The organism is Kitasatospora purpeofusca (assembly GCF_034043715.1).
Classification (GTDB): Bacteria; Actinomycetota; Actinomycetes; order Streptomycetales; family Streptomycetaceae; genus Kitasatospora; species Kitasatospora purpeofusca_A.
The window spans coordinates 31212-54060 of the sequence record NZ_JAXCLC010000011.1; the positions used below are offsets into that span (position 1 = coordinate 31212).

Here is a 22849-nt window from a genome sequence, read left to right on the forward strand (position 1 = left end):
GGTCAGCTCCGTCCGGTGCCGGGCAGGAACTCCTGGATTTTCGCCTTCACGCCCTGCTGGACCACCGATGCCCGGTCGCTGTCGCCGTGCAGGACGGCGGAGGCGGCGGCCTTGATCTGGTCCCAGCTGGCGTGCGGCGGGATCGGCGGCACGGCCGGGTCGGTCCGGAAGTCGATGACGAACGGCCGGTCCGCCGCCAGCGCCCGCCGCCATGCCGGCTCCACGTCCTCGGGCCGCTCCACCCGCACTCCGTCCAGGCCGAAGGACTGCGCGATGTCGGCGTAGCGCACGTCGGGCAGGCTCTGCGAGGCTTCGAACTGCGGGGCGCCCTGCATCGCGCGCATCTCCCAGGTGACCTGGTTGAGATCCTGGTTGTTCAGGACGGCGACGACCAGGCGCGGGTCGGCCCACTCCCGGTAGTACTTCGCGGCGGTGATCAGCTCGGCGAGGCCGTTCATCTGCATCGCCCCGTCGCCCACGATCGCGATCGCCGGCCTGTCGGGGTGCGCGAACTTCGCGCCGATCACGTACGGCACACCCGGACCCATGGTCGCCAGCGTCCCGGACAGCGAACCGCGCATGTCACCGCGCATCCGCAGGTGCCGGGCGTACCAGTTCGCCGCGGACCCGGAGTCCGCGGCCAGGATCGCGTCGTCCGGCAGCAGCCCGTCGAGGGCGTGGACGACGTATTCGGGGTTGACCGGGTCCGCGGACACCGCGGCGCGCCGCCCCATGACCTCCCACCAGCGCGCCGCGTTCTCCTCCACCGTCTTGCGCCACGCGCCGTCCGGCTTGCGCTCCAGCAGCGGGATCAGCCGCCGCAGCGCCTCGCCCGCGTCGCCGACCAGGTTGACCTCGAACGGGTAGCGCAACCCGACCATGAACGGGTCCAGGTCGATCTGCACCGCCCGCGCCTGGTCGAACTCGGGCAGGAACTGCGAGTACGGGAAGCTGGAGCCCACCACCAGGAGCGTGTCGCAGTCCCGCATCATCTCGTAGGACGGGCGGGTGCCGAGCAGACCGATCGAGCCGGTCACGTACGGCAGGGTGTCCGGCAGCGCGTCCTTGCCGAGCAGGGCCTTCGCCACGCCGGCGCCGAGCAGGCCGGCGACCTTCTCGACCTCCGGCCGGGCCGCGCGGGCGCCCTGCCCGATCAGCATCGCCACCTTCTCACCGGCGTTGAGGACCTCCGCCGCCCGGGCGAGGTCCTCCTCGGCCGGCACCGGGGCGTAGCGGGGCACCCCCAGGCTGGAGGGCACCTGCTTGAACGCGTGCGCGGGCGGCTCGTAGTCGAGTTCCTGCACGTCGGCCGGGATGATCAGCGCGGTGACCGTGCGCCGGGTGGCGGCCACCCGCATGGCGCGGTCCAGCACGTTGGGCAGCTGGGCGGGGACGGTGACCATCTCGCAGAAGTCCGAGGCCACGTCCTTGTACAGCGAGAGCAGGTCGACCTCCTGCTGGTAGGAGCCGCCCATCGCGCTGCGGTCGGTCTGCCCGACGATCGCCACCACCGGGACGTGGTCGAGCTTCGCGTCGTACAGGCCGTTCAGCAGGTGGATCGCGCCCGGACCCGAGGTGGCCGCGCACACACCCGTCCTCCCGGAGAACTTCGCGAACCCCACGGCCTCGAAGGCCGCCATCTCCTCGTGCCTCGCCTGGACGAACCTCGGCCGGTCGTCGGCGCGGCCCCAGGCCGCGAGCAGCCCGTTGATACCGTCCCCGGGATACGCGAAGACGTACTCGACCTCCCAGTCGCGAAGCCGCTCGAGCACGTAGTCGGAAACCTTCATGACCAGACTCCTTCACTGCGCGATCCGGGAACCTCGTGCACAGGTTCGGCTAACCGCTGCTGCCGCCGTGAAACGGCCCTCGCGGCATCGGCACGCCGGGCACCCGGGGGCGCCGGGCGGCAGCACCGCCTTTTGACGCCTCGGGCCCCGGGGTTCATGGTGGAGTGACGGGACGGGCGGTGATGAGGTGGAGCCTGCCCGCGGCCCGCGCAACCGGCCGCAGCCGCTCCGAGCCGTCACGGAGTTCTCACCGGGCCCTCACCGACCCCTCCCTGAGCTCACCGAGCTCGCCCCGGCCCCGGCATCGAGAGGGCCCCGGCATCGAGAGGGAAGGAACCCGCCGATGGACCGCGTCGCCGAGCCGTGGGGTGCCAGGACCCCGTACGCGCCAGGGACCAGCTGGCCCGCCCGCGTCGACCTCCGACTGGCTGCCGGACTGAGCGAGGCCGACGTGCAGCGGTGGGTGCCCAGCGCATCGCTGCTGCACTCCAACGGGGACGCCATGGACATCGCGGTCCGCGACGGCCGGATCGTCGGCGTCCGGGGCCGGGCCGGGGACCGGGTCAACCACGGCCGCCTCGACATCAAGGACCTGTTCGGCTGGCAGGCCAACGCCTCACCCGACCGGCTCACCGCGCCGCAGATCCGCCGTGACGGCCGGCTGGTGGAAACGGACTGGGACACGGCCCTGGACGCGGTCGTCGGGCGGTGCCGGGCCGTTCTGGACGACCACGGGCCGCAAGCGGTCGGCTTCTACACCTCGGGACAGCTGTTCCTCGAGGAGTACTACACGCTGACCGTGCTGGCCAGGGCCGGGATCGGTACCAACCACCTGGACGGCAACACCAGGCTGTGCACCGCCACCGCGGGCGAGGCACTCAAGGAGTCCTTCGGCTGCGACGGCCAGCCCGGCTCCTACCAGGACATCGACCACGCCCAGGTGATCGCCCTGTGGGGCCACAACGCCGCGGAGTGCCAGCCGGTGCTGTGGATGCGCATCCTCGACCGGCTGCACGGCGCGGACCCGCCCGCGCTGTTCGTCCTCGACCCCCGCCCGACCGCGACCGCACGGGAGGCGACCGTCCACCTGGCACCGCGCCCGGGCACCAACCTCGCCCTCCTCAACGCCCTCCTGCACGAGATCATCACCACCGACCGCGTCGATCACGCCTTCGTCGGCGCGCACACGGTCGGCTTCGACGACCTGGCGGAGCGGGTCTCCTCCTGCACCCCCGAATGGGCCGCCCGGATCTGCGACATCCCGGCGGGCGACATCCGCGGCACCGCCGAGCTGCTCGCGGGTACCGACCGGCTGGTGTCCACCGTGCTCCAGGGCGTCTACCAGTCCCACCAGGCGACGGCCGCCGCGGTCCAGATCAACAACCTGCACCTGCTGCGCGGACAGCTCGGGCGCCCCGGGGCCGGCGTCCTGCAGATGAACGGCCAGCCCACCGCCCAGAACACCCGCGAGTGCGGCGCCGACGGCGACCTGCCGGGCTTCCGCAACTGGGCGAACCCGCGCCACGTCGCCGAACTCGCCGACCTGTGGAACATCGACCCCGCGGTGCTGGACCACGGCGGCCCGCCCACCCACGCCCTGGAGATCTTCCGTCTCGCCGAGACCGGCGACCTGAAGTTCCTGTGGATCAGCGCCACCAACCCGGCCGTCTCGCTGCCGGACCTGGCCCGGATCCGCGAGATCCTCGCCCGGCCCGGCCTGTTCACCGTCGTGCAGGACATCTTCCCGACCGAGACCACCGCGTTCGCCGACGTGGTGCTGCCGGCCGCGACCTGGGGCGAGAAGACCGGCACCTTCACCAACGCCGACCGCACCGTCCACCTGTCCGAACAGGCCGTCGACCCGCCCGGGCGGGCCAGGGCGGACCTCGACATCTTCCTCGACTTCGCCCGCCGGATGGACCTGCGTGACCGCACCGGCCGCCCCCTGATCACCTGGCAGGACGCCCCGTCCGCGTTCGCCGCCTGGCAGCGGTGCAGCAGGGGCCGCCCGTGCGACTACACCGGTCTCGGCTACCAGCTGCTGCGCGAACACGGCGGCACCCAGTGGCCGGCCACGCCCAGCCTCCCGTTCGGCACCCAGCGGCTCTACGGCGACGGCCGCTTCTGGGCCCACCCGGACACCTGCGAGACGTACGGCCGCGACCTCGACACCGGCGAGCCCGCGACCGAAGCCGAGTACCGCGCCCTCAACCCGCACGGCAGGGCACTCCTGCGGGCCGCCACCTACGAGCCGCCGCCCGATCCACCCGACGACGACCACCCGCTGTGGCTGACCACCGGCCGCACCCTCCACCACTTCCACACCCGCACCAAGACCGGACGCGTACCGGAACTGCGGCGCGCCGCCCCCGAGGTGTGGGTCGAATGCTCCCCGGCCGACGCCCACCGGCACGGCCTCGCCGACGGGGACATGGCCCTCCTGACCACTGCCCGCGGCACCGTCATCGCCCGGGTCCGGATCACCGGGATCCGCGAGGGACTGCTCTTCCTGCCGTTCCACTACGGCTACTGGGACCACGGCCCCGACCACGCCGACAGCCCGCCGCGCCACGACCGCGCCGCGAACGAACTCGTCCCCACCCGCCTCGACCCCTCGTCGAAGCAGCCCGTCTTCAAGACCGCCACCGTCCGCCTGTCCGCACTCGAACACCGCCGCTGAGCGGGACGGCAGGGCAGGGCACGGTGACGTTCACCGAACCGGACGGCGCGCGCCGGGACCCGCCCCGGAACGGGGAGCGAGGACGGCGGCGCTGACCTCCTGGTGCCACCCCTTCAACGTGCGGGCCTGGTCGGCGGCCCGCTCGGAGAGCCGGTCCAGCTCCGCCCGGGGGAGGCGCGGATCGGTGTCGGCGACGGCGCGCAGCGCCCGCCACAGCGCGGCCTTTCCCTCCACGCCGGTGCGCAGCGCCTCCAGTTCGACCAGGTCGCTGAGCGGCGCGCGACGCACGAGGGTCCCGTTGGGCTTGAGCCGGCCGAGGCGTTCGCCGGCGAGGCCGAGCCAGGTCCGGTAGTGCCGTACGGGCACACCGAGGCGGTTCATGATCCGTACGAGGTCGTCGCGGTCCTGCTCGATGTCGCGAGCCAGACGTCGCAGTTCCCCGGCGCGAGGGCTGTCGGGGTGGGTGCGGGCCATCCGGACGGCGAGCGCGGCGCCGCCGAACGCGCCGGTCAGGTGATCGTTCAGGTAGATGTGCAGCGGCTCGGTGGGGGTTCGGGGAGGCACTACGACTCCTCACGGTGGGACAGGCCGTGGGACACCCGGCAGCTGGGCGGGACGTTCCCGGGCCGGTGGCGGTGGCGGTGGCGGTGGCGGTGGCGGGACACGGTGGCGGGACGGTCCGGCCATTTCATCGTGCCGCGTGCTGCGGCCGGGCGCTCGCCGTCGGGCGGGACGGCGGGCGGGAGGGCCGGGCGGGACGGCGGGCGGGGCGTCACGCTCGGCCACCGCGTCGGCGCCTCCGGAGCCGGGGGACGGCAGGGCGCCGGGCGAGGAGGTTTGCCCGGCGGCTGTCCCGGACAACCGCACGGTGCCGACGGGGTGGTGGAGCCGTGCGCTCCGTCGCCGCGTGGGCACGCACACCGTGGACCGACAGGAGCTTGCCATGGCGGACGAGGACGTTCAGCAGGAGGACCCGCGGGACGAGGACGGGAACGACCGGGCCGCCGGCGCCGGAGCCGTTCCGCCCGCGGACCGCTCGTACGGGGACAGGGCCTCCGACCACGCCGACCCGGCGGACGGGCCCGACCCGGGACGCCCCGACAACGGTCCGGTCCGGCAGGACTACGACGCCACCGCGGAGAGCACAGCCGCTGCCGCCGACCCGCGCACGCCCTACGTTCCGCCGCCGAAGGACGAGGCGGACCGGGACGAAGCCGACCGGGACGAAGCCGACCGGGACGGTGCCGAGCGGGACGAGGCCGCGGGCACAGGACAGGGCGGCGACCCGCAGCGGAGCGGCTGACCGATCGGCGCAGTACCGCCCCGGCCCGCATCGTGCCGCCGGGCAGCGCGTCGCCCTCGGGCGCGGCGGTCCGGGGAGCCGGTCGGCCGTTCGTTCCTGATTGAGGCCGGTCCGTCAGGGCAGGCGCCCGGGAGCTGATGAGGAGGAGCCATGGACGACATCCCCCAGGGTGGTGCCGGCGGAGTACCCGGCCACCACGACGACATCGCCGACCACGGGCGTCCGGTCCAGCGGGACGCGCACGACCAGCGGGACGCGCACGACGAGCGGGAGGCGAACGACCAGCAGGACCCGCAGGACCAGCGGGTGAAGACGGTACGGGCCGGCGAGCCCGTCGCCGAACAGAGGACCCGCCGGCCCGAACCCGACCGTGGACCGGCTGCCGCGGACCGGCCCCGAGACGACGAATCCGGTGACCGACAGTGAAGGCGTTGACCTGGCAGGGCAGACGGGACGTCCGGATCGAATCGGTCCCGGACCCCGCGATCAAGGATCCGACCGACATCGTCGTCCAGGTCACCACGACCGGGCTGTGCGGTTCGGACCTGCACCTCTACGAAGTCCTCGGACCCTTCCTGGAACCGGGCGACATCCTGGGCCACGAGGCGATGGGAGTCGTCGCCGAGGTCGGCCCCGCCGTCACCGAGGTCCGGCCCGGCGACCGGGTGGTGGTCCCGTTCAACATCTCCTGCGGAACCTGCCCCACCTGCGCCGAAGGACTGCACTCCCAGTGCGAGACCACCCAGGTCCGCGAGTACGGCACCGGCGCCGCACTGTTCGGGTACACCAAGCTCTACGGCCAGGTCCCCGGCGGCCAGGCCGAACTGCTGAGGGTGCCGTTCGGCAACACCCTCCCGATCAAAGTCCCCGACGGCCCGCCGGACGACCGGTACGTCTTCCTCTCCGACGTCCTCCCCACCGCCTGGCAGGCCGTCGAGTACGCGGCCGTCCCGGACGGCGGCAGCCTCGTCGTCCTCGGGCTGGGCCCGATCGGCGACATGTGCACCCGCATCGCACGCCACCGCGGCACCGAGCAGGTCATCGGCATCGACCTCGTGCCGGAGCGGCTGGAGCGCGCCCGCGACCACGGCGTCACCGTCCTGGACCTCAAGGAGTCCGGCAAGGACCCGGCCGACGCCGTCCGGGAGATGACCGGCGGCAGGGGAGCGCACGCCGTCATCGACGCCGTCGGCATGGAAGCCCACGGCTCACCCGCCGCCGCCCTCGCCCAGCAGGCGACGGCCCTCCTGCCCAACGCGCTCGCCGCCCGCCTGATGGAGCGCGTCGGCGTCGACCGCCTGCACGCCCTCCACCTCGCCATCGACATCGTCCGGCGCGGCGGCACCATCTCCCTCTCCGGCGTCTACGGCGGCATGACCGACCCGCTCCCGCTGCTCACCATGTTCGACAAGCAGCTCCAACTGCGCATGGGCCAGGCCAACGTCCACCGCTGGGCCGAGGACATCCTTCCGCTGCTCACCGACGAGGACCCGCTCGGGGTGGACGCCTTCGCGACCCACCACCTGCCGCTCGCCGAAGCTCCGGACGCCTACCGGATGTTCCAGAAGAAGCAGGACGGCGCGGTCAAGGTGCTCTTCACGCCCTGAGACCCCGACCACGTCCCGACCTCGCCCGGACCATGTCCCGACCATGTCCCGACCTCGCCCTGCCCTCGTCCCGACCGTCCCCCGACCATGTCCGCCGACGATGTCCGCCGACCGATCCCGGAGGAGCGCCATGACCCGCCGTCCGAACCGCTTCGAAGGCCGCACCGCCCTGATCACCGGCTCCTCCCGCGGGCTGGGCCTGCTGATCGCCCACCGGCTCGCCGAGCGGGGCTGCCGGGTCCTCCTCTGCGCCCGCGACGGCGACCGGCTGGCGGCCGCGGAGCACGAACTCCGCGCCGCGGGCGCCGACGCGGCCTCCCTGCCGTGCGACCTCACCGACGCCGACGCCCCCCAGCGTCTGCTGACCGCAGTCCACGAGCACTTCGGCCGGCTCGACGTCCTGGTCAACAACGCCGGCGTCATCCAGGTCGGCCCGCTGGACACCCTCCGTGAGGAGGACTTCCGGCAGGCGATGGAGACCATGCTCTTCGCGCCCCTGCGGCTGACCCTCGCCGCCCTGCCCGACCTGCGCGCGAGTGCCCAGGGCACCCTGGTCAACGTCTCCTCGATCGGCGGGCGCGTCGCCGCACCCCACCTGCTGCCGTACGCGACCGCGAAGTTCGCCTCCACCGGCCTCTCCGAGGGGCTGCGGGCGGAACTCGCCGGCACCGGGGTGAGCGTCACCACGGTGCTGCCCGGCCTCATGCGGACCGGCTCGCACACCGCCGCCCGGTTCCACGGCAGGCCCGGCGCGGAGTACGCCTGGTTCGCCGCCGCGGCCTCCCTGCCGCTCCTGTCCATGGACGCCGAACGCGCCTCCCACGCCATCGTCCGCGCGGCCGAGCGCCGCCGCGCGGAGATCGTCCTCACCCCGGCGGCCAAGCTCGCGGTCCGCCTCCACGGGGTCGCGCCCGCCACCACGGTCCGTCTCCTCGGCCTCACCGCGCGAGCCCTGCCCGGCCCGGGACCGAGGCCGCGCCACAGCGTCGCGGGGAGCGAGGCGGCCGCCGAGTCCCCGCTTCCCACGGCCGTCACCGCGCTCGGAGACCGAGCCGGACGACGCTTCGGCGAGCCGCGGCCCTGAGCCGGACCGCGCCGCGCCGCGCGGCGACCGGGCCGATGTCTCGGTGATGGCCCATCAGCTCCTGGGCGCCCGGCGGGTGGTGATAGGTTCTGTACGTCGGGGGGCGGGTCACAGGTGTATGCCCTTCCCTGTGGCCGACCGAGGCAGAAGGGCCGGTATGTCGAGGAACTCACCGTCCGACGTCGCGTCCACCCCGCTCACCACCGCCTGGCGGGAGTCCTCGGCGCGCGTCGCGCACGCCGAGCAGGTCCTGGCCGGGCTGCCGCCCAGGCGCGAGCGCGAGTCCGAGCAGCAGGCCCGGCTCGACGCGGCCGTGGAGGACGCGCGGCTGGCCCGCGGTGAGTTCCTCGACGAGCACGCCCAGGCCGTCTACGACGCGCTGACCGAGGGCTCGACGGTGTACCTGTGGCTGGACGAGCTGGTCCGGGCCGCGGCCGGGATGTTCCCCGGTCTGGTGCCCACCGAGGCCCAGATGAGCCGTGAGCGCGCACTCGCCCAGCAGGACAAGGAGGGCCGGGAGATCGACCAGGCGATCTTCTTCTCCGCGGTGCTGCGACAGCCGCGGGCCGGCGCCCACCTGCTGGAGTCCCTGGTGCGCCCGAGGCCGCAGGCGCTCGACCTGCTGGCGGACTTCACCGCCCGCGGCACTGTCGACCTGGGGACGCTCACGGTCGAGCGGGTCGGCGAGGCCGCGTACGTGACGGTCACCAACCCCGGCAGCCTCAACGCCGAGGACAACGACCTGATCGCGGCCATGGACGTGGCCGTGGACCTGGCGCTGCTCGACGACGGCGTGAAGGTCGGCGTCCTGCGGGGCGGCGAGATGACGCACCCGAAGTACCGGGGGCGCCGGGTTTTCAGCGCGGGCATCAACCTCGTCCACCTCAGCCGGGGCCGGATCTCCTACGTGGACTTCCTGCTCCGGCGCGAACTGGGCTACCTCAGCAAGATCCAGCGCGGACTGCTGCTGCCGGCGGGGGAGTTCGGCCGGCGTGCCCGGACGGTGCAGAAGCCGTGGATCGCGGCGGTCGACACCTTCGCCATCGGCGGCGGCATGCAACTGCTCTTCGTCTTCGACCGGGTGATCGCCGCCTCCGACTCCTTCTTCAGCCTGCCGGCCGCGCAGGAGGGCATCATCCCCGGAGCGGGCAATCTGCGCCTGCCGCGCATCGCCGGGACCAGGGTGGCCCGGCAGGTCATCCTCTCCGGTCGGCGGATCAGGGCCACCGAGCCGGACGCGCGGCTGATCTGCGACGAGGTCGTCGACCCCGCGGACATGGACGCGGCGGTCCGGACGGCCGTCGCGGAACTCGCGGCGCCCGCGGTGGTCGCCAACCGCGCCATGCTCAACCTCGCCGAGGAGCCGCCGGAGGTCTTCCGCGCCTACATGGCGGAGTTCGCGCTCCAGCAGGGCCTTCGGCTGTACGCGAAGGACGTCATGGACAAGACGACGAAGTTCGGCGCCGGGACCTGACCGGGCCGTTCGCCCGCGCCACCGGCCCGGCGCACGACCACCGGCCCGGCGCACGACCACGGGCCCGGCGCACGACCACGGGCCCGGCGCACGACCACCTTCCTGGAGGAGCAGACATGGCCGATCCCCTCGACGACGCCGAGGGCACGTCCGCCGACCGGGTGGCGGTCGAAGGGCCCCGGCTGGACGGCCTCACCCGGGTCGACTACGTGAAGGCCGGCCGGGTGGCCCGCATCACGCTGGACCGGCCCGACCGGCTGAACGCCATGGATCTGCGCACGCACGAGGAACTGGCCCTGGTCTGGGACGACTTCGAGCGGGACGACGACCTGTGGGTGGCTGTGCTCACCGGCGCGGGCGACCGGTCGTTCTCGGCCGGCCAGGACCTCAAGGAACTCGCCGAGCGGGTCCGTGGCGGGACGGCGGAACCGAGCACCTTCGGGAGCCGCGGCAAGCCGGGCTGGCCACGGCTGACCGAGCGGTTCGACCTGAGCAAGCCCGTGGTCGCACGCGTCAACGGCTACGCGTTCGGCGGCGGCTTCGAGCTTGCGCTGGCCTGCGACATCATCGTCGCCGCGGACCACGCCACCTTCGCGTTGCCCGAGGCGCGACTCGGGCTGATGGCCGGCGCGGGCGGGCTCTTCCGGCTGACCCGGCAGGCTCCCTACCGGGCGGCGCTCGGTCACCTGCTGACCGGCCGCGCCATGACCGCCGCCCGGGCCTACGAGCTCGGCCTGGTCAACGAGGTGGTCCCGGCCGAGGACCTGGACGGCTGTGTCGACGCCTGGGTCGAGGACGTGCTGCGCTGCGCGCCGCTGTCCGTCCGGGCGATCAAGGAGGCCGCCGAGGCATCCCGGACGATGCCGCTCCAGGAGGCGTTCCGCACCCGCTTCGTCTGGGAGGAGAAGCGGATGCACAGCGCGGACGCGCAGGAGGGGCCGCTCGCCTTCGTGGAGAAGCGGGCGCCCCGGTGGACCGGCCGGTAGGCGCGGCCCCGACCGGGTGAGTGGACGTCAGTCACCCGCCCGACCGAAACCGCGGCATTTCTGTCGCGGCATGTTCCTGACGATCACAACCCTGGACCCCACCGGAGACCGCCCAGTACGGTGGGCGCGCCGCTGGGAGCCCGCCCCTGAAGGCCTTCGGGCCGGGCCCTCCCGGGTTGCTCGACCGTGCGCGCGGCAGCGGCGGCGAGAGCCGGCCGGCGCTCAGGGTTCGAGTGCATCGGGACGCTTGACAGAGCTGGTTCCGGTGTCATGGCGGGTTCACTAGGGGGGATCGACAATGGCGTCGGCGGGCACGTTCGGGATCGGCCTGGTCCATCGGGCGTTCGAGGAGACGGCGAGACGGGTCCCGGACGAGATCGCCGTGGTGGCGGGGGCGGTCCGGACCACGTACGCGGAACTCGACCGGCGGGCCGGTGCGGTCGCCCGTGAGCTGCGCCGACTCGGGGTCGGGCGGGGGTCGCTGGTCGGCGTGTGCCTGGAGCGGGACGAGTGGTTGATCCCCGCGCTGCTGGGCGTCTGGAAGGCCGGTGCGGCCTACGTGCCGTTGGATCCGGCCTACCCGGCGGACCGCTCGGAGTTCATCGCCGCGGATGCCGGGATCTCGCATCTGGTCTCCTCGGCGGCCGTCCTCCGGCGTCGCGGCGACGTCCTCCGGGCCATTGGTGGCAGTCTGCTGCTGGTCGAGGCGGTGGGCCCGGGTCCGGACGAGCAGGCCGACGGCGCGGACGGCGCGGACGGCGGGGGAGCGCCGACGGACGCCGCGTACGTGATGTACACATCGGGCTCGACCGGCCGGCCCAAGGGCGTGGTGATCGAGCACCGCAATGTGGCGGCCCTGCTGGGATGGGAGTCGTCGGTGTACTCGGCCGGCGAACTCCGCGGGATGCTGGCCGCCACGTCGGTCTGCTTCGACCCGTCGGTGACGCAGCTGTTCCTCCCGCTGCTCCGCGGCGGGACGGTGGTCCTGGCCGAGAACCTGCTCGCGCTGTCCGCCCTTCCCGCGCGGGACCGGGTCACGATGGTCTACGGGACGCCGTCCGCGCTGGCCGCGCTGGTACGTGAGCCGCTGCCGCCGGGCGTGCGCACCGTCCGCGCGGGCGGCGAACCGCTCACCAGGGCCCTGGCGGACCGGATCCACGCCAACGCCGGTGTCCGACGGGTCGTCCAGAGCTACGGCCCGACCGAGTGCACCGTCAGCTGCGTGACGCACGAGGTGCCCGCGGCCGGGCAGGCGGAGCCGCCGATCGGGTCTCCCTACGCGGGGAGCGGGCTCACGGTCCGCGACGGAGCCGGGAACCCGCTGGGCGACGGCGAGGTCGGGGAACTCTGGGTGTCCGGTCCGCTGGTCGGCCGGGGCTATCTGGCCCGGCCGGAGCTGACGGCCGAACGGTTCGTCACGGACGCCGCCGGAGTCCGGCACTACCGGACCGGTGACCTGGTACGGCGGGTCGACGGGCAGCACCACTTCGCCGGGCGGATCGACGACCAGGTGAAGGTCCGCGGCTTCCGGATCGAGCTGGGCGAGGTGGAGGCGACGCTCGCGGGGCATCCGGCCGTCCAGCACGCCGTCGCCCTGGCGCCGGCCGACGAGGACGGCACCCGACTCCTCCTGGCCTACGCGGAGTCGGCCGACCGGACGCTCACCGAGGCGCGGCTCCGGGCCTGGCTGCGGGACAGGCTGCCGGACCACCTGGTCCCCTCCCGGATCGCCGTCCTCGACCGGCTGCCGGTCGGACCGACCGGCAAGACCGACCGCGCAGCGCTGACCGCGGTCGGGTTCGGCCGCGCGGTCGACACCGAGTACGCCGCCCCGCGCACCGGCGCCGAGCAGCGGATCGCGCAGACCGTCGCCGGTGTCCTCGGCCTGGGTCCGGCGGAGGTCGGCCTCCACGACGACTTCGGGGCGCTCGGCGGGCATTCGCTGGCGGCCGCCCGCGCCTGCGCCGTCCTGGGCCGCGACTTCGGCACCGCCGTGTCGCTGACGGACTTCCTCGCGTCTCCCACCGTCGCCGGACTCGCCTCGCTGCTGGGAGCCGGGTCGGCCGAACGCGCGGGCACCGCGCCGGAGCCCGCGCCGGCCCGTCATGCCGGGCGGGACAACTACCCGCTGACGGCGGCGCAGCAGGGGATGTGGCTGCTGCGGCAGATCGGTCCGGGGGAGCGCGCCACCACCATCGCGTTCCGGCTGCGCCTGCGCGGACGACTGCCGGGCACGGCGCGGCTGCGGGGCGCGTTGGACGCCGTGGTCGAGCGGCACGAGGTGCTGCGCAGCGTCGTGCTGGCCGGTGCCGGGTTGACCGGTTTCGGGGCGGATGCCCCTGGTCGGGCGGTCGACGAGGAGCCGGTCGCCTCGGTCCGGCCGCCGGCCCCGGTGCCGTTCGAGGAGCACGACCTCAGGGGAGTGTCCGCGGCGGAGCGGGTGAGCCGTGCGGCCGAGCTGACGCGCGCGGCCGCGAGCCACGCGTTCGACCTCGCCACCGAGACACCGCTCCTGCGCGCCACGCTGCTGCGGCTCGACGAGGACGACGCCGAACTGGTCGTCGTGACCGATCATCTGGCCTTCGACGGCTGGTCGATCGGCGTGCTGATGTCGGAGCTGGCCGGTGGCCTGGCGGGCGGGGCGGACGACCGGACGGTCAACGGTCCGGACCTCGCGCCGCCGCGCGTCCAGGTCGGCGACCTCGCACTGCACGAGCGCGCGCTCGCCGCCGGGCCCGGGCGGGCCGAGGAGCTGCGGGCCTTCTGGGCGGAGGAGTTGGCGGACGCCGTCCCGCCGCACGACCTTCTCCCTGCTGAGTCCGTGGGCCCCGGCCGGCCGGGCGGCGAGCGGCTGGCCCGTCCCCTGGACGCCGGGACGGCGGCTGTGCTGCGCAAGCTCGCGGCCGACTGCGGATCCACTCGGTTCGCGACGTTCCTGACCGCGCTCGGCGTGCTGGTCGCCGGCCTCACCGGCCGGTCCGACGTCGTCCTCGGCGCAGCCGTGGCGCACCGGGCGCAGCCCGAGCTGGAGGCGGTCGTCGGGCCACTGGTCGGCATCAGTCCGATCAGGCTGAGGCTGGCGGAGGGGGAGTCCTTCCGGAGTGCCGTCGGCCGTGCCGCCGCCACCACCGCCCGGGTCATGGACCATCCGGGGTTCACCGTGCAGGACGCCTTCGAGGCGGCCGGCATCGAGCACCCCCGGGGGACGATGGGCACCCCGGTGGTGCTCTCGCTCCAGCCGGCCGGCCTTCCGGTGGCGGTGGAGCACGACGGCGTCCGGCTGGAACTGCTCGGTGAGGCGACCGGCGGCGGGACGCAGGCACCGCTGACGGTGTTCGTCAACGAGACGGTGCGGGGGCCCGAACTGCGGATCGCCTACGACGCGGACCGGTTCGGCCCGGCCGACGCCGAGGCGTTCGCCGACCGGCTGCTCCGGATCCTGGGCGCCGCGGCGGCCGATCCGGACCTCCCGCTGTCGGCGTTGGAGCTGGTGAGCGCGGCGGAGCGGGCCGAACTGCTCGCCGCCGGCACCGGAGCCCCGCTGCCGGCCGACGGTCCGCCGACCGTGGTGGCGGCCGTACTCGAACAGGCCGCCCGGCGGCCGACCGCGGTGGCCGTCTCCGACTCGGCCGGTGAACTCGGTTACGGCGAACTGGCCGAACGGTCCCGGCGGGTGGCCGAGTCTCTGCTCGCGGCACCGACCGCGACGGCCACAGCAACGGCGACCGCGACGATGACTGCAACGGCGGCGGCGGCGTTCGAGCCCGGGGCGGAACCGGCGGGATCGTTCACCGTCGGGGTCTGCCTTCCCCGCGACCGCTACCTCCCCGCGGCCCTGCTCGGCGTCCTGCGAGCCGGTGCGGCCTACGTCCCCCTGGAGCCGGACCAGCCCGTCGAACGGCTGCGCGCCCAACTCGCCGACTCCGGGGCGACCGTCGTCCTCGCCGCCGGGGAGACCCTCGCGCTCGCCGGTGAACTGGCCGAGGCGGTCGGTGCCTGCGTCCTCGATCTGGGCGGCCCGGGCAACACCGGGCCCGTGTGGGTGCACTTTGCAAAGTGCGCTGCGCACTTTGCAAAGTTCTCGGGGACTTTGCAAAGTGCACCCGCGGGGCCGGTGACGCTGCCCGAGGTGGCGCCCGAGGGTCTGGCCTATGTGCTGTACACCTCTGGTTCGACCGGCGTGCCCAAGGGCGTGGAGGTCACCCACGCCAACCTGGCGGCCTTCGTGGCCGCGATGCGGATCACGCCGGGCATCCGGCCCGAGGACGTGATGCTGGGGCTCACCTCGCCGGCCTTCGACGTGTTCGGGTTCGAACTCTGGGTCGGCCTGGCCTGCGGACTCCGGCTGGCGATGCTGGACCGCGCAGCCGCGGTGGACGGGTACGCCGTCGCGCGGTTCATCGACCGGGCGGGGGTGACGTTGATGACCGCCACGCCGACGACGCTCCGGATGCTCGTCGCCGCCCGGTGGTCAGGGCCGGGGGTGCGGGTGATCAGCATCGGCGAGCCGATGGACCCCGGGCTGGCGGGCGAACTCCTGGCGTGTACGGGCGAGTTGTGGAATGGCTACGGGCCCACCGAGAGTACGGTCTACTCGACTCTGGCCCGGGTGGGGACGCCCGTCGGCGAGGCGGTGCCGATCGGCCGCCCGCTGCCGGGGGAGACGGCCTATGTGCTCGACGCCATGGGCCGGTTGGTGCCGCCGGGAGTGACCGGGGAGCTGTGGATCGGCGGCGCGGGCGTCGCCCGGGGCTACCGGAACCGGCCCGACGCGACCGCGGCGGCGTTCGAGGCGGATCCGTTCGCCGCAGATCCGTTCGCCGCGGATCCGCTCGCACCGGATCCGCTCGCACCGGGCGGAAGGCGCTACCGGACCGGTGACCTGGCCCGCTGGCGGCCATGGGGGTCCGCCCGGCCGGAGGACGGGGGAGACACCGGGGGAGGCACCCTCGAATTCCGGGGCCGCCGTGACCAGCAGGTGAAGCTGCGCGGCCACCGGGTCGAACTCGGCGAGATCGAGACCGCCCTGCGCGCCGAACCGGCGGTGGCGGACGCGGCCGTCGTGGTTTTCGGCGACGGAGCGGACGCCCACCTGGTCGGCTACCTCGCCGTGGGCCCCTCGGCGGCGACCGCCTTCGGTACGCCCGCGGTCGAGGAGCGCCTGCGCGCCCGCGTCCCGGACCACATGGTGCCCCGGCGGTGGGTCGTGCTCGACGCCCTGCCCCTGACGCCCTCGGGCAAGGTCAACCGGGGCGCCCTCCCGGCGCCCGGCCGCGAATCCAACCGTGAGTCCGGGCGCGAGTCCCGCCGAGACCGGATCGCCCCGCGCACCGACGCCGAACTGCTGGCGGCCGAGGTGTGGGAGGCCGTGCTCGGTGTCGCCGAAGTCGGCGCCCACGACGACTTCTTCACGCTCGGCGGGCACTCGCTGGCGGCCACCAGGGTCACCGGCCGGCTGCTGGCGGCACTCGACCTCGCCGTGCCGGTGCGGCTGCTGTTCGAGCACCCGGTCCTGGCCGACTTCGCCGCCGGACTGGAGGCACTGCTGCTGGCCGAGCTGATCGCTTCGGCCGACACCGCCGCAACGGCCGGTCCCGTCGCAACGCCCGACCTCGCGACACCGTCCGACCTCGCCACCCCCGCCTCCCACCCCGCGGGCGGTGCCGCATGACCGAGGTGTCCGCCGAGCGGCGCGACCCCCAACTCGCCGACGCCCTGCGGGCCCGGCTGGCCTCGGCCCGCCGCACCGCGGCCCGCGGCACCCCGGCGATACCCGCCCGGCCGGACGGCGACGCTCCGGCCCCGCTGTCGGCCGCACAGGCACGGCTGTGGTTCCTCACCCACCTGGATCCGGAGAGCACCGCCTACCAGATCCCGGTCGCGCTGCACCTGCGCGGACCGCTGGACCGCGCCGCACTGCTGGGGGCGGTGCGGGATCTCGTCGAGCGGCACCAGGTCCTGCGGAGCCTGGTCGTCGAGACCGACGGCGAGCCGATGACCGTGGCGGGCCCGGCGGACGCGGTCCCGCTGGCCGAGGTCGATCTCACCGGGCCGGGCGGGCGGGAGTCGCTCGACCGCCGGCTGCGGGAGAACCTCCGCAGGCCGTTCGACCTGGCCGTGGAACCGCCCGTGCGGGCGACGCTGCTCCGGCTCGGCACCGACGAGCACGTACTCGCACTGACGGTCCACCACATCGCCTTCGACGCCTGGTCGAGGACGGTGGCGGTGGCGGAACTCGCGGCCCTCTACTCGGCCCGGCTCGGACAGGCCGAGCCTCCCGCACAGCCGCCCGTCCAGTACGCGGACTACGCGCACTGGCTCTCCCGGCGGCCGGAGGAGGCGGCCCGCGCGGAGGCCGACCTGACCTGGTGGGTCCACGCGCTGTCCGGCCTGGAGCCGGTCCTCGACCTGCCCACCGACCGGCCCCGCCCGCCGGTCGCGGACCGGACGGGCGCGGAACTGCCGCTGGTCCTGCCCCCCGCTCTGACCGCCAAGGTGCGCCGGCGGGCCGCCGAGGTCGGCTGCACGCCGTTCATGGTGTTGCTCGCGGTCTGGCAGGAACTGCTGGCCCGGCTGTCGGGCGTCGACGACGTGCCGGTCGGCGTGCCCGAGGCGGGACGGCGGCACCCCGACACCGAGCGCACGATCGGCTTCTTCGTCAACACCCTGACCATGCGCACCGACCTGTCGGGCGGGCCGAGCGGCCGGGAACTGCTCAACCGGGTGCGCGACGTGGCGCTGGAGGCGTTCGCCCGCACCGAGGTCCCGTTCGAGCGGATCGTGGACCGGCTGCGCCCGGCGCGGGACCTCTCCACCACGCCGATCTTCCAGGTCCTCCTCAACGTGATCGACACCCCGGCGGTGGCGCCGCGCTTCCCCGGCCTGGCGGCGAGAGTCTTCGCACCGCCGGCGACCACGGCCAAGTTCGACCTCAACCTGGCGTTCACGGCCACCTCGTCGAGCGGCCCCGGCGACGCCCGCAGCACCGGCGACACGGGCAGCACCGGCGACCCGGGCGGCGCCCACGACGCGGGCGACACCTACGAGGGATCGCTGATCTACCGCACCGACCTGTTCGAGCGGCACACCGCGCAGCGGATCACCGCGTGGTACGCGGTCCTGCTGGACGGCGTACTGTCCGACCTCGACCGCCCGGTGCGCGAGGTGGCGCTGGAACCGGTGGACGGACCGCTGCTGTCCGGGCCGCGCCGGGAGTTCGACCTCACCCGGCCGCTGCACGCCCTGGTCGAGCGCTGGGCGGCCGAACGGCCCGACGCGACGGCGGTCGTGGGCCCCGACGGTGAACTCACCTACGGACAGTTGGACCGGCGGGCGAACCGGCTCGCACACCGGCTGCTCGCGGCCGGAGTCGAACCGCACGACCCGGTCGCCGTCCTGGCCGACCGCCGGACACCGCTCGTGGTCGCCCTGCTCGCCACCCTCAAGGCCGGCGCGACCTACCTGCCGCTCGACCCGGCCTACCCGGACGACCGGCTGGCCGACATCCTGACGACGGCGGGCGCACGGGTCGTCCTGGCGGAGCGGGAGTTCGCGGGGCGCGGCCCGGGCCCGGCCGGCGCCGCTCCGGAGCTGCTGGTCATCGACGACCCGTCCGCCCCGGAGGGCCCACCGGAACAACCCGGCGGAGCACCCGGCGTGCCCGTCGACCCGGCCGCGCCGGCCTACCTGATCTTCACCTCGGGCTCGACCGGCCGTCCCAAGGGCGTCACGGTCGAGCACCGGCAGATCACGCACTATCTGCACGCGGTGGCGGAGCGACTGGCCGGCTGCGAGGTCGCGGGCGGCTCGTTCGCCCTGGTGTCGACCCATGCGGCGGACCTCGGTCTGACCAACCTGTTCGGCGCGCTGGCCACCGGCGGCACGGTGCACCTGGTGGACCGCGAGGTGGCGACCGACCCGGAGGCGTACGGGGACTACCTGGAGGCGCACCCGGTCGACGCGGTCAAAATGGTGCCGAGCCACTTGGAACTGCTCGCCGCCCACGGGGACCTCCGCCGGGTGCTGCCACGCAAGCTGCTCGTCCTCGCGGGCGAGGCGTGCTCGTGGGACCTGGTGGCCAGAATCCGGACCGCGCGGCCCGAGCTGGCCGTCCAGGTGCACTACGGCCCCACCGAGACCACGGTGTCCGTGCTCGGCTGCGCCCTGGAGGAGACCTCGCCGACCCGGCGTTCGGGGACGGTTCCGATCGGTCGGCCACTGGCCGACGTGGACTGCTGGGTGGTCGATCCCGACGGCCGGCCGCTGCCCGTCGGGGTGCCCGGGGAGCTGTGGATCGGCGGTCCGAGCGTGGCACGCGGCTACTTCGGCCGCCCCGACCTGACCGACGAGCGCTTCGTCCCCGATCCGGTGACCGGCACCGCTCGGTGCTACCGCTCCGGAGACCGGGTCCGGCTGACCGAGGCCGGGCTGTTCGAATTCCTCGGCCGGGTCGACGACCAGGTCAAGATCCGCGGCTTCCGGGTGGAGCTGGGCGAGGTCGCCACGGCGCTGCGGGACCTGCCCGAGCTCGCCGAAGCGGTGGTACTGCCGGTCGGCGAGGCCCACGCCGGACGGCTCGCCGCCTGGGTGACCCCGGCGGGGCCCGCGTCCGCGGTGGACGTCGCCCGCGTGCGCACGGCCCTGCGCGGGCGACTGCCCGACTACATGGTGCCCTCGGCGATCGTCGTGCTTCCCGCCCTGCCGCTCAATCCCAACGGGAAGGTGGACAGGTCGGCCCTGCCCGCACCCGAGCCGACGGCGGGCACCGAGCACATCGCCCCGAGTACGCCGACCGAACTGCGCGTCGCCCGGGCCTGGGCGCAGGTCCTCGACCCGGGCGCGGCCGATCGCACCAGCAACGGCACCGGCACCGGTATCAGCACCAGCACGAGCACCGGCACCGGTATCGGTATCGACGACGACTTCTTCGCCCTGGGCGGCGACTCCTTCCGGGCGGTGCGAGCGGTCCGGGCCATCGACCCGACGCTCCGGGTGATCGACCTGTTCACCCGGCCGACCGTCCGCGAGCTGGCCGCCTTCCTCGACGCGGCCGAGGCGGGCGGGCCCGACGGCGAGCGTCGCCTGCTGCACCGGCTGGCGGGCCCCCCGCCCGGCCGGCTGCCGACCGTCACCGTGGTCTGCCTTCCCTACGGCGGCGGTTCGGCGGCCGCCTACGGCCCGCTCGCCACGGAACTGGCCGGGGCGATCCCCGGCGCGGCCGTGCTGGCCGTGGAACCGCCGGGACACGACCCGGCACGGCCGGACGAGCCGCTGCTCCCGCTGACCGTGCTGATCGACCGGGTCGTCGCCGAGCTGGTCGAGCGGGCCGGGCCGGTCCCGTCGGCAGGCCCGGTCCCGGGCCCGGTGGTGGTGTACGGCCACTGCGTCGGCTCGGCGGCGGCCACCGAACTGGCGCTCCGCCTGGAGGCCGAGGGCGTCCCGGTGACGGGACTGCTGGTCGGCGGCAGCTTCCCCGGCGCCCGGCTGCCGGGGCGGCTGTCGACCTGGCTGCGCGGCAAGTTCCCGGCCACCCGCTGGACGTCGGACCGGGCCTACCGGGACTTCCTGCGCACCCTCGGCGGCATCGACGACGACGGCACCGGCACCGGCACCGGCACCGGGAACGGCAGTGGCAGCGGCACTGGCAACGGCGACGGAGAAGCGGCCGGCGCGGCGGAGCGGACCATGCTGCGCGCGCTGCGGCACGACGTGGACCAGGCGCAGGGCTGGTTCACCGGCGAACTGACCAGGACCGACGCCCGCAGGCTACGGGCCCCGGTGCTCTGCGTGATCGGCGAACGCGACCGGTCCACCGAGCTCTACGAGGAGCGGTTCGCGGAGTGGGGAGCCTTCGCCGACCGGGTGGAGCTGGCCACCCTCCCCCGAGCGGGCCACTACTTCCTCAAGCACCAGGCCGCCCAGCTCGCCGCGCTGGTCGGCGAGCGGCTCGGCGCCTGGGCCGGCGGCCTGCTGCCGGAGCCGGTCGCGGACGTCACGGTCGTCGGCGGGCGGGCGCGGCGGGACCTCAGGGACTTCTACCTCGTCGCCGCGGGTCAGACGGTCTCGCTGATCGGCAGCGCGCTGACCTCGTTCGCCCTCGGCGTCTGGGCGTACCAGCGCAGCGGGCGGGTCCTCGACTACGCGCTGATCAGCATGCTCGCCATGCTCCCGGCGATCGTCGCGGGGCCGCTGGGCGGCGCGGTGGCGGACCGGATCGACCGCCGCCGGGTGATGCTCGCCTGCGACGCCGTCTCCGCGACCGCCACGGCCTCCCTGGTGGCCGCGCTGTGGGGCGGCAGCCTCGGGCTCGGGCAGGTCGGTCTGATCGTGGGTGTCATGTCGCTGGTGACCGCGTTCCGGCGCCCGGCCTACCTGGCGGCCGTCGCCCAGCTCGTTCCCAAGCCGTACCTGGTGCAGGCCAACGGGCTGGCCAACCTCGGTGCCGGCCTGGGGACGCTGATCGCCCCGCTGGCCGGCGGCGCGCTGATCGGGCTGGTCGGCCTGCCCTGGGTGGTGGCCGTGGACGTCGCCTCGTTCCTGGTCGGCCTGGCCGCGCTGCTGCGGGTGCGCTTCCCCGACCGGCTCTTCCGTCGGCGGGAGGAGTCCTTCGCGCGGACCGTCGCCGGCGGCTGGCGGTTCCTGGCCCGGCGCCGTCCGCTGCTGGTCATGATCGTGTTCTTCATGGTGGAGAACTACCTGGGCACGCTCGCGGTGACGCTGACCGTCCCGAGCCTGCTCTCCTTCAGCGGCACCACCGCGGTGGGCGTGGTCACCGCCGTCGGCGGCGCCGGGGCCGTGGCGGGCAGCCTGGTGGTGGCGCTCTGGGGCGGCACCGCGCGGCGGGCGACCGGCATGGTGGGGTTCGTGAGCGGCGTCGGCCTGGGCGTCGTCCTGGTCGGCCTGCGTCCGTCGGTGACGCTGGCAGCCGTGGGCGCACTCGTCTGGTGGGCGTCGATGAGCATCCTCAACGCGCACTGGCTGGCGATCATCCAGCTCAAGGTCGGCCCGGAGCTCCAGGGCCGGGTGCTCGCCACCAACCAGATGCTCGCCGTCGCCATGACCCCGCTGGCCTTCCTCACCGCCCCGCCCCTCGCCGAGCGCTTCTCGGGCCTGCTGGACCGGGGAGGGCCGCTGGCGGGCACCGTGGGCCGGGTCCTCGGTACCGGGCCCGGCCGCGGCACCGGTCTGCTGCTGGTCACCTGCGGGCTGCTGCTGATCGTCTGGGCCGTCCTGGGGCTGTTCCACCGCCCCCTGCGGTACATGGAGGACGAGCTGCCGGACGCCGTCGCCGGTGCGGAGATCGCCGAGGACCTCGACACCCTCCAGGCCGCGGCCGACCGCGCCCTGCCCGGCCGGCTGTCAGCCTCCACCGTCCTTTCCCCCCATACGGATTGACCGGTGAGCGACGTGGGACGAGGGCCCGGGTCCGGGCGCTCCGGTGGTGGACCCGGACCGAACCGGGGGCGAAATAGCCGCCGCGGCGGCTCCGGGCCTGCTACAGTCGTCTTAGTTGCAGTAGTGGTTCCCATGAACTTTGTGTGCGCCTGCTGGTGTTAGGCAGGCGCATTTTTGTTTCCCGGCTCTTCCCCGGGTGGGTGCTCATCGCGGCGACTCGGAGCGCGCGCTGTGCGGGTTCCGGACAGCCCCTTGAAGGAGAATTTTTTATGGCTAATGGCACTGTGAAGTGGTTCAACGCGGAAAAGGGCTTCGGCTTCATCGAGCAGGAGGGTGGCGGCCCCGACGTCTTCGCCCACTACTCGAACATCAACGCCAACGGCTTCCGTGAGCTGCTCGAGGGCCAGAAGGTCGAGTTCGACGTCACGCAGGGCCAGAAGGGCCCGCAGGCCGAGAACATTCGTCCGCTGTAGTTTTTCTGCCACGGCACCCGCCTGGTAGCGAGGGGCCCGCACCGCGTACATGATGTCC

General features: G+C 74.2%; 12 protein-coding genes. 10 read left to right on the forward strand and 2 right to left on the reverse strand.

What is annotated here, in order from left to right:
• Positions 1–2: 2 nt before the first annotated feature.
• On the reverse strand, positions 3–1790 hold the full coding sequence (locus SM793_RS08160) for a thiamine pyrophosphate-requiring protein (RefSeq protein WP_320437380.1): 1788 nt from the start codon (positions 1788–1790) through the stop codon (positions 3–5).
• 343 nt (positions 1791–2133) lie between these two features.
• Between SM793_RS08160 and SM793_RS08165 the strand changes: the two genes are divergently transcribed.
• Positions 2134–4470 carry a molybdopterin oxidoreductase family protein gene (locus tag SM793_RS08165; RefSeq protein WP_320437381.1) on the forward strand — a complete coding sequence of 779 codons (2337 nt, stop codon included), beginning with the start codon at positions 2134–2136 and terminating at the stop codon, positions 4468–4470.
• A 30-nt stretch (positions 4471–4500) separates the two neighbouring features.
• Here SM793_RS08165 and SM793_RS08170 read toward each other — a convergent pair whose 3' ends face one another.
• Positions 4501–5034 (reverse strand): hypothetical protein, encoded by a 534-nt coding sequence (locus SM793_RS08170; protein WP_320437382.1) that lies wholly within the window; start codon positions 5032–5034, stop codon positions 4501–4503.
• A 379-nt stretch (positions 5035–5413) separates the two neighbouring features.
• Between SM793_RS08170 and SM793_RS08175 the strand changes: the two genes are divergently transcribed.
• The 9 genes from SM793_RS08175 to SM793_RS08215 all read left to right on the forward strand — a co-directional run bounded on the left by SM793_RS08175 (position 5414) and on the right by SM793_RS08215 (position 22791).
• A complete protein-coding gene (locus SM793_RS08175; protein WP_320437383.1) occupies positions 5414–5773 on the forward strand; it encodes a hypothetical protein in 360 nt (119 codons plus the stop codon).
• A 150-nt stretch (positions 5774–5923) separates the two neighbouring features.
• Positions 5924–6199 (forward strand): hypothetical protein, encoded by a 276-nt coding sequence (locus tag SM793_RS08180; protein WP_320437384.1) that lies wholly within the window; start codon positions 5924–5926, stop codon positions 6197–6199.
• On the forward strand, positions 6196–7380 hold the full coding sequence (locus SM793_RS08185; protein ID WP_320437385.1) for a zinc-dependent alcohol dehydrogenase: 1185 nt from the start codon (positions 6196–6198) through the stop codon (positions 7378–7380). Before SM793_RS08180 ends, SM793_RS08185 begins: the two co-directional genes overlap by 4 nt.
• Before the next feature lie 130 nt (positions 7381–7510).
• On the forward strand, positions 7511–8464 hold the full coding sequence (locus SM793_RS08190; RefSeq protein ID WP_320437386.1) for an SDR family NAD(P)-dependent oxidoreductase: 954 nt from the start codon (positions 7511–7513) through the stop codon (positions 8462–8464).
• A gap of 157 nt (positions 8465–8621) precedes the next feature.
• Positions 8622–9938: a (3,5-dihydroxyphenyl)acetyl-CoA 1,2-dioxygenase DpgC gene (dpgC, locus tag SM793_RS08195; RefSeq protein WP_320437387.1), complete on the forward strand. Its 1317-nt coding sequence runs from the start codon at positions 8622–8624 to the stop codon at positions 9936–9938.
• 116 nt (positions 9939–10054) lie between these two features.
• Positions 10055–10924, forward strand: a complete 870-nt coding sequence (dpgD, locus tag SM793_RS08200) for an enoyl-CoA-hydratase DpgD (RefSeq protein WP_320437388.1) — start codon at positions 10055–10057, stop codon at positions 10922–10924.
• 298 nt (positions 10925–11222) lie between these two features.
• Positions 11223–16595 (forward strand): non-ribosomal peptide synthetase, encoded by a 5373-nt coding sequence (locus SM793_RS08205; RefSeq protein ID WP_320437389.1) that lies wholly within the window; start codon positions 11223–11225, stop codon positions 16593–16595.
• A complete protein-coding gene (locus SM793_RS08210; protein ID WP_320437390.1) occupies positions 16592–22318 on the forward strand; it encodes a non-ribosomal peptide synthetase in 5727 nt (1908 codons plus the stop codon). The genes SM793_RS08205 and SM793_RS08210 overlap by 4 nt, the downstream gene beginning before the upstream one ends.
• Positions 22319–22587: 269 nt before the next feature.
• Entirely contained in the window at positions 22588–22791 is a 204-nt protein-coding gene (locus SM793_RS08215; RefSeq protein WP_030918248.1) for a cold-shock protein, read from the forward strand.
• Positions 22792–22849 lie beyond the last annotated feature (58 nt).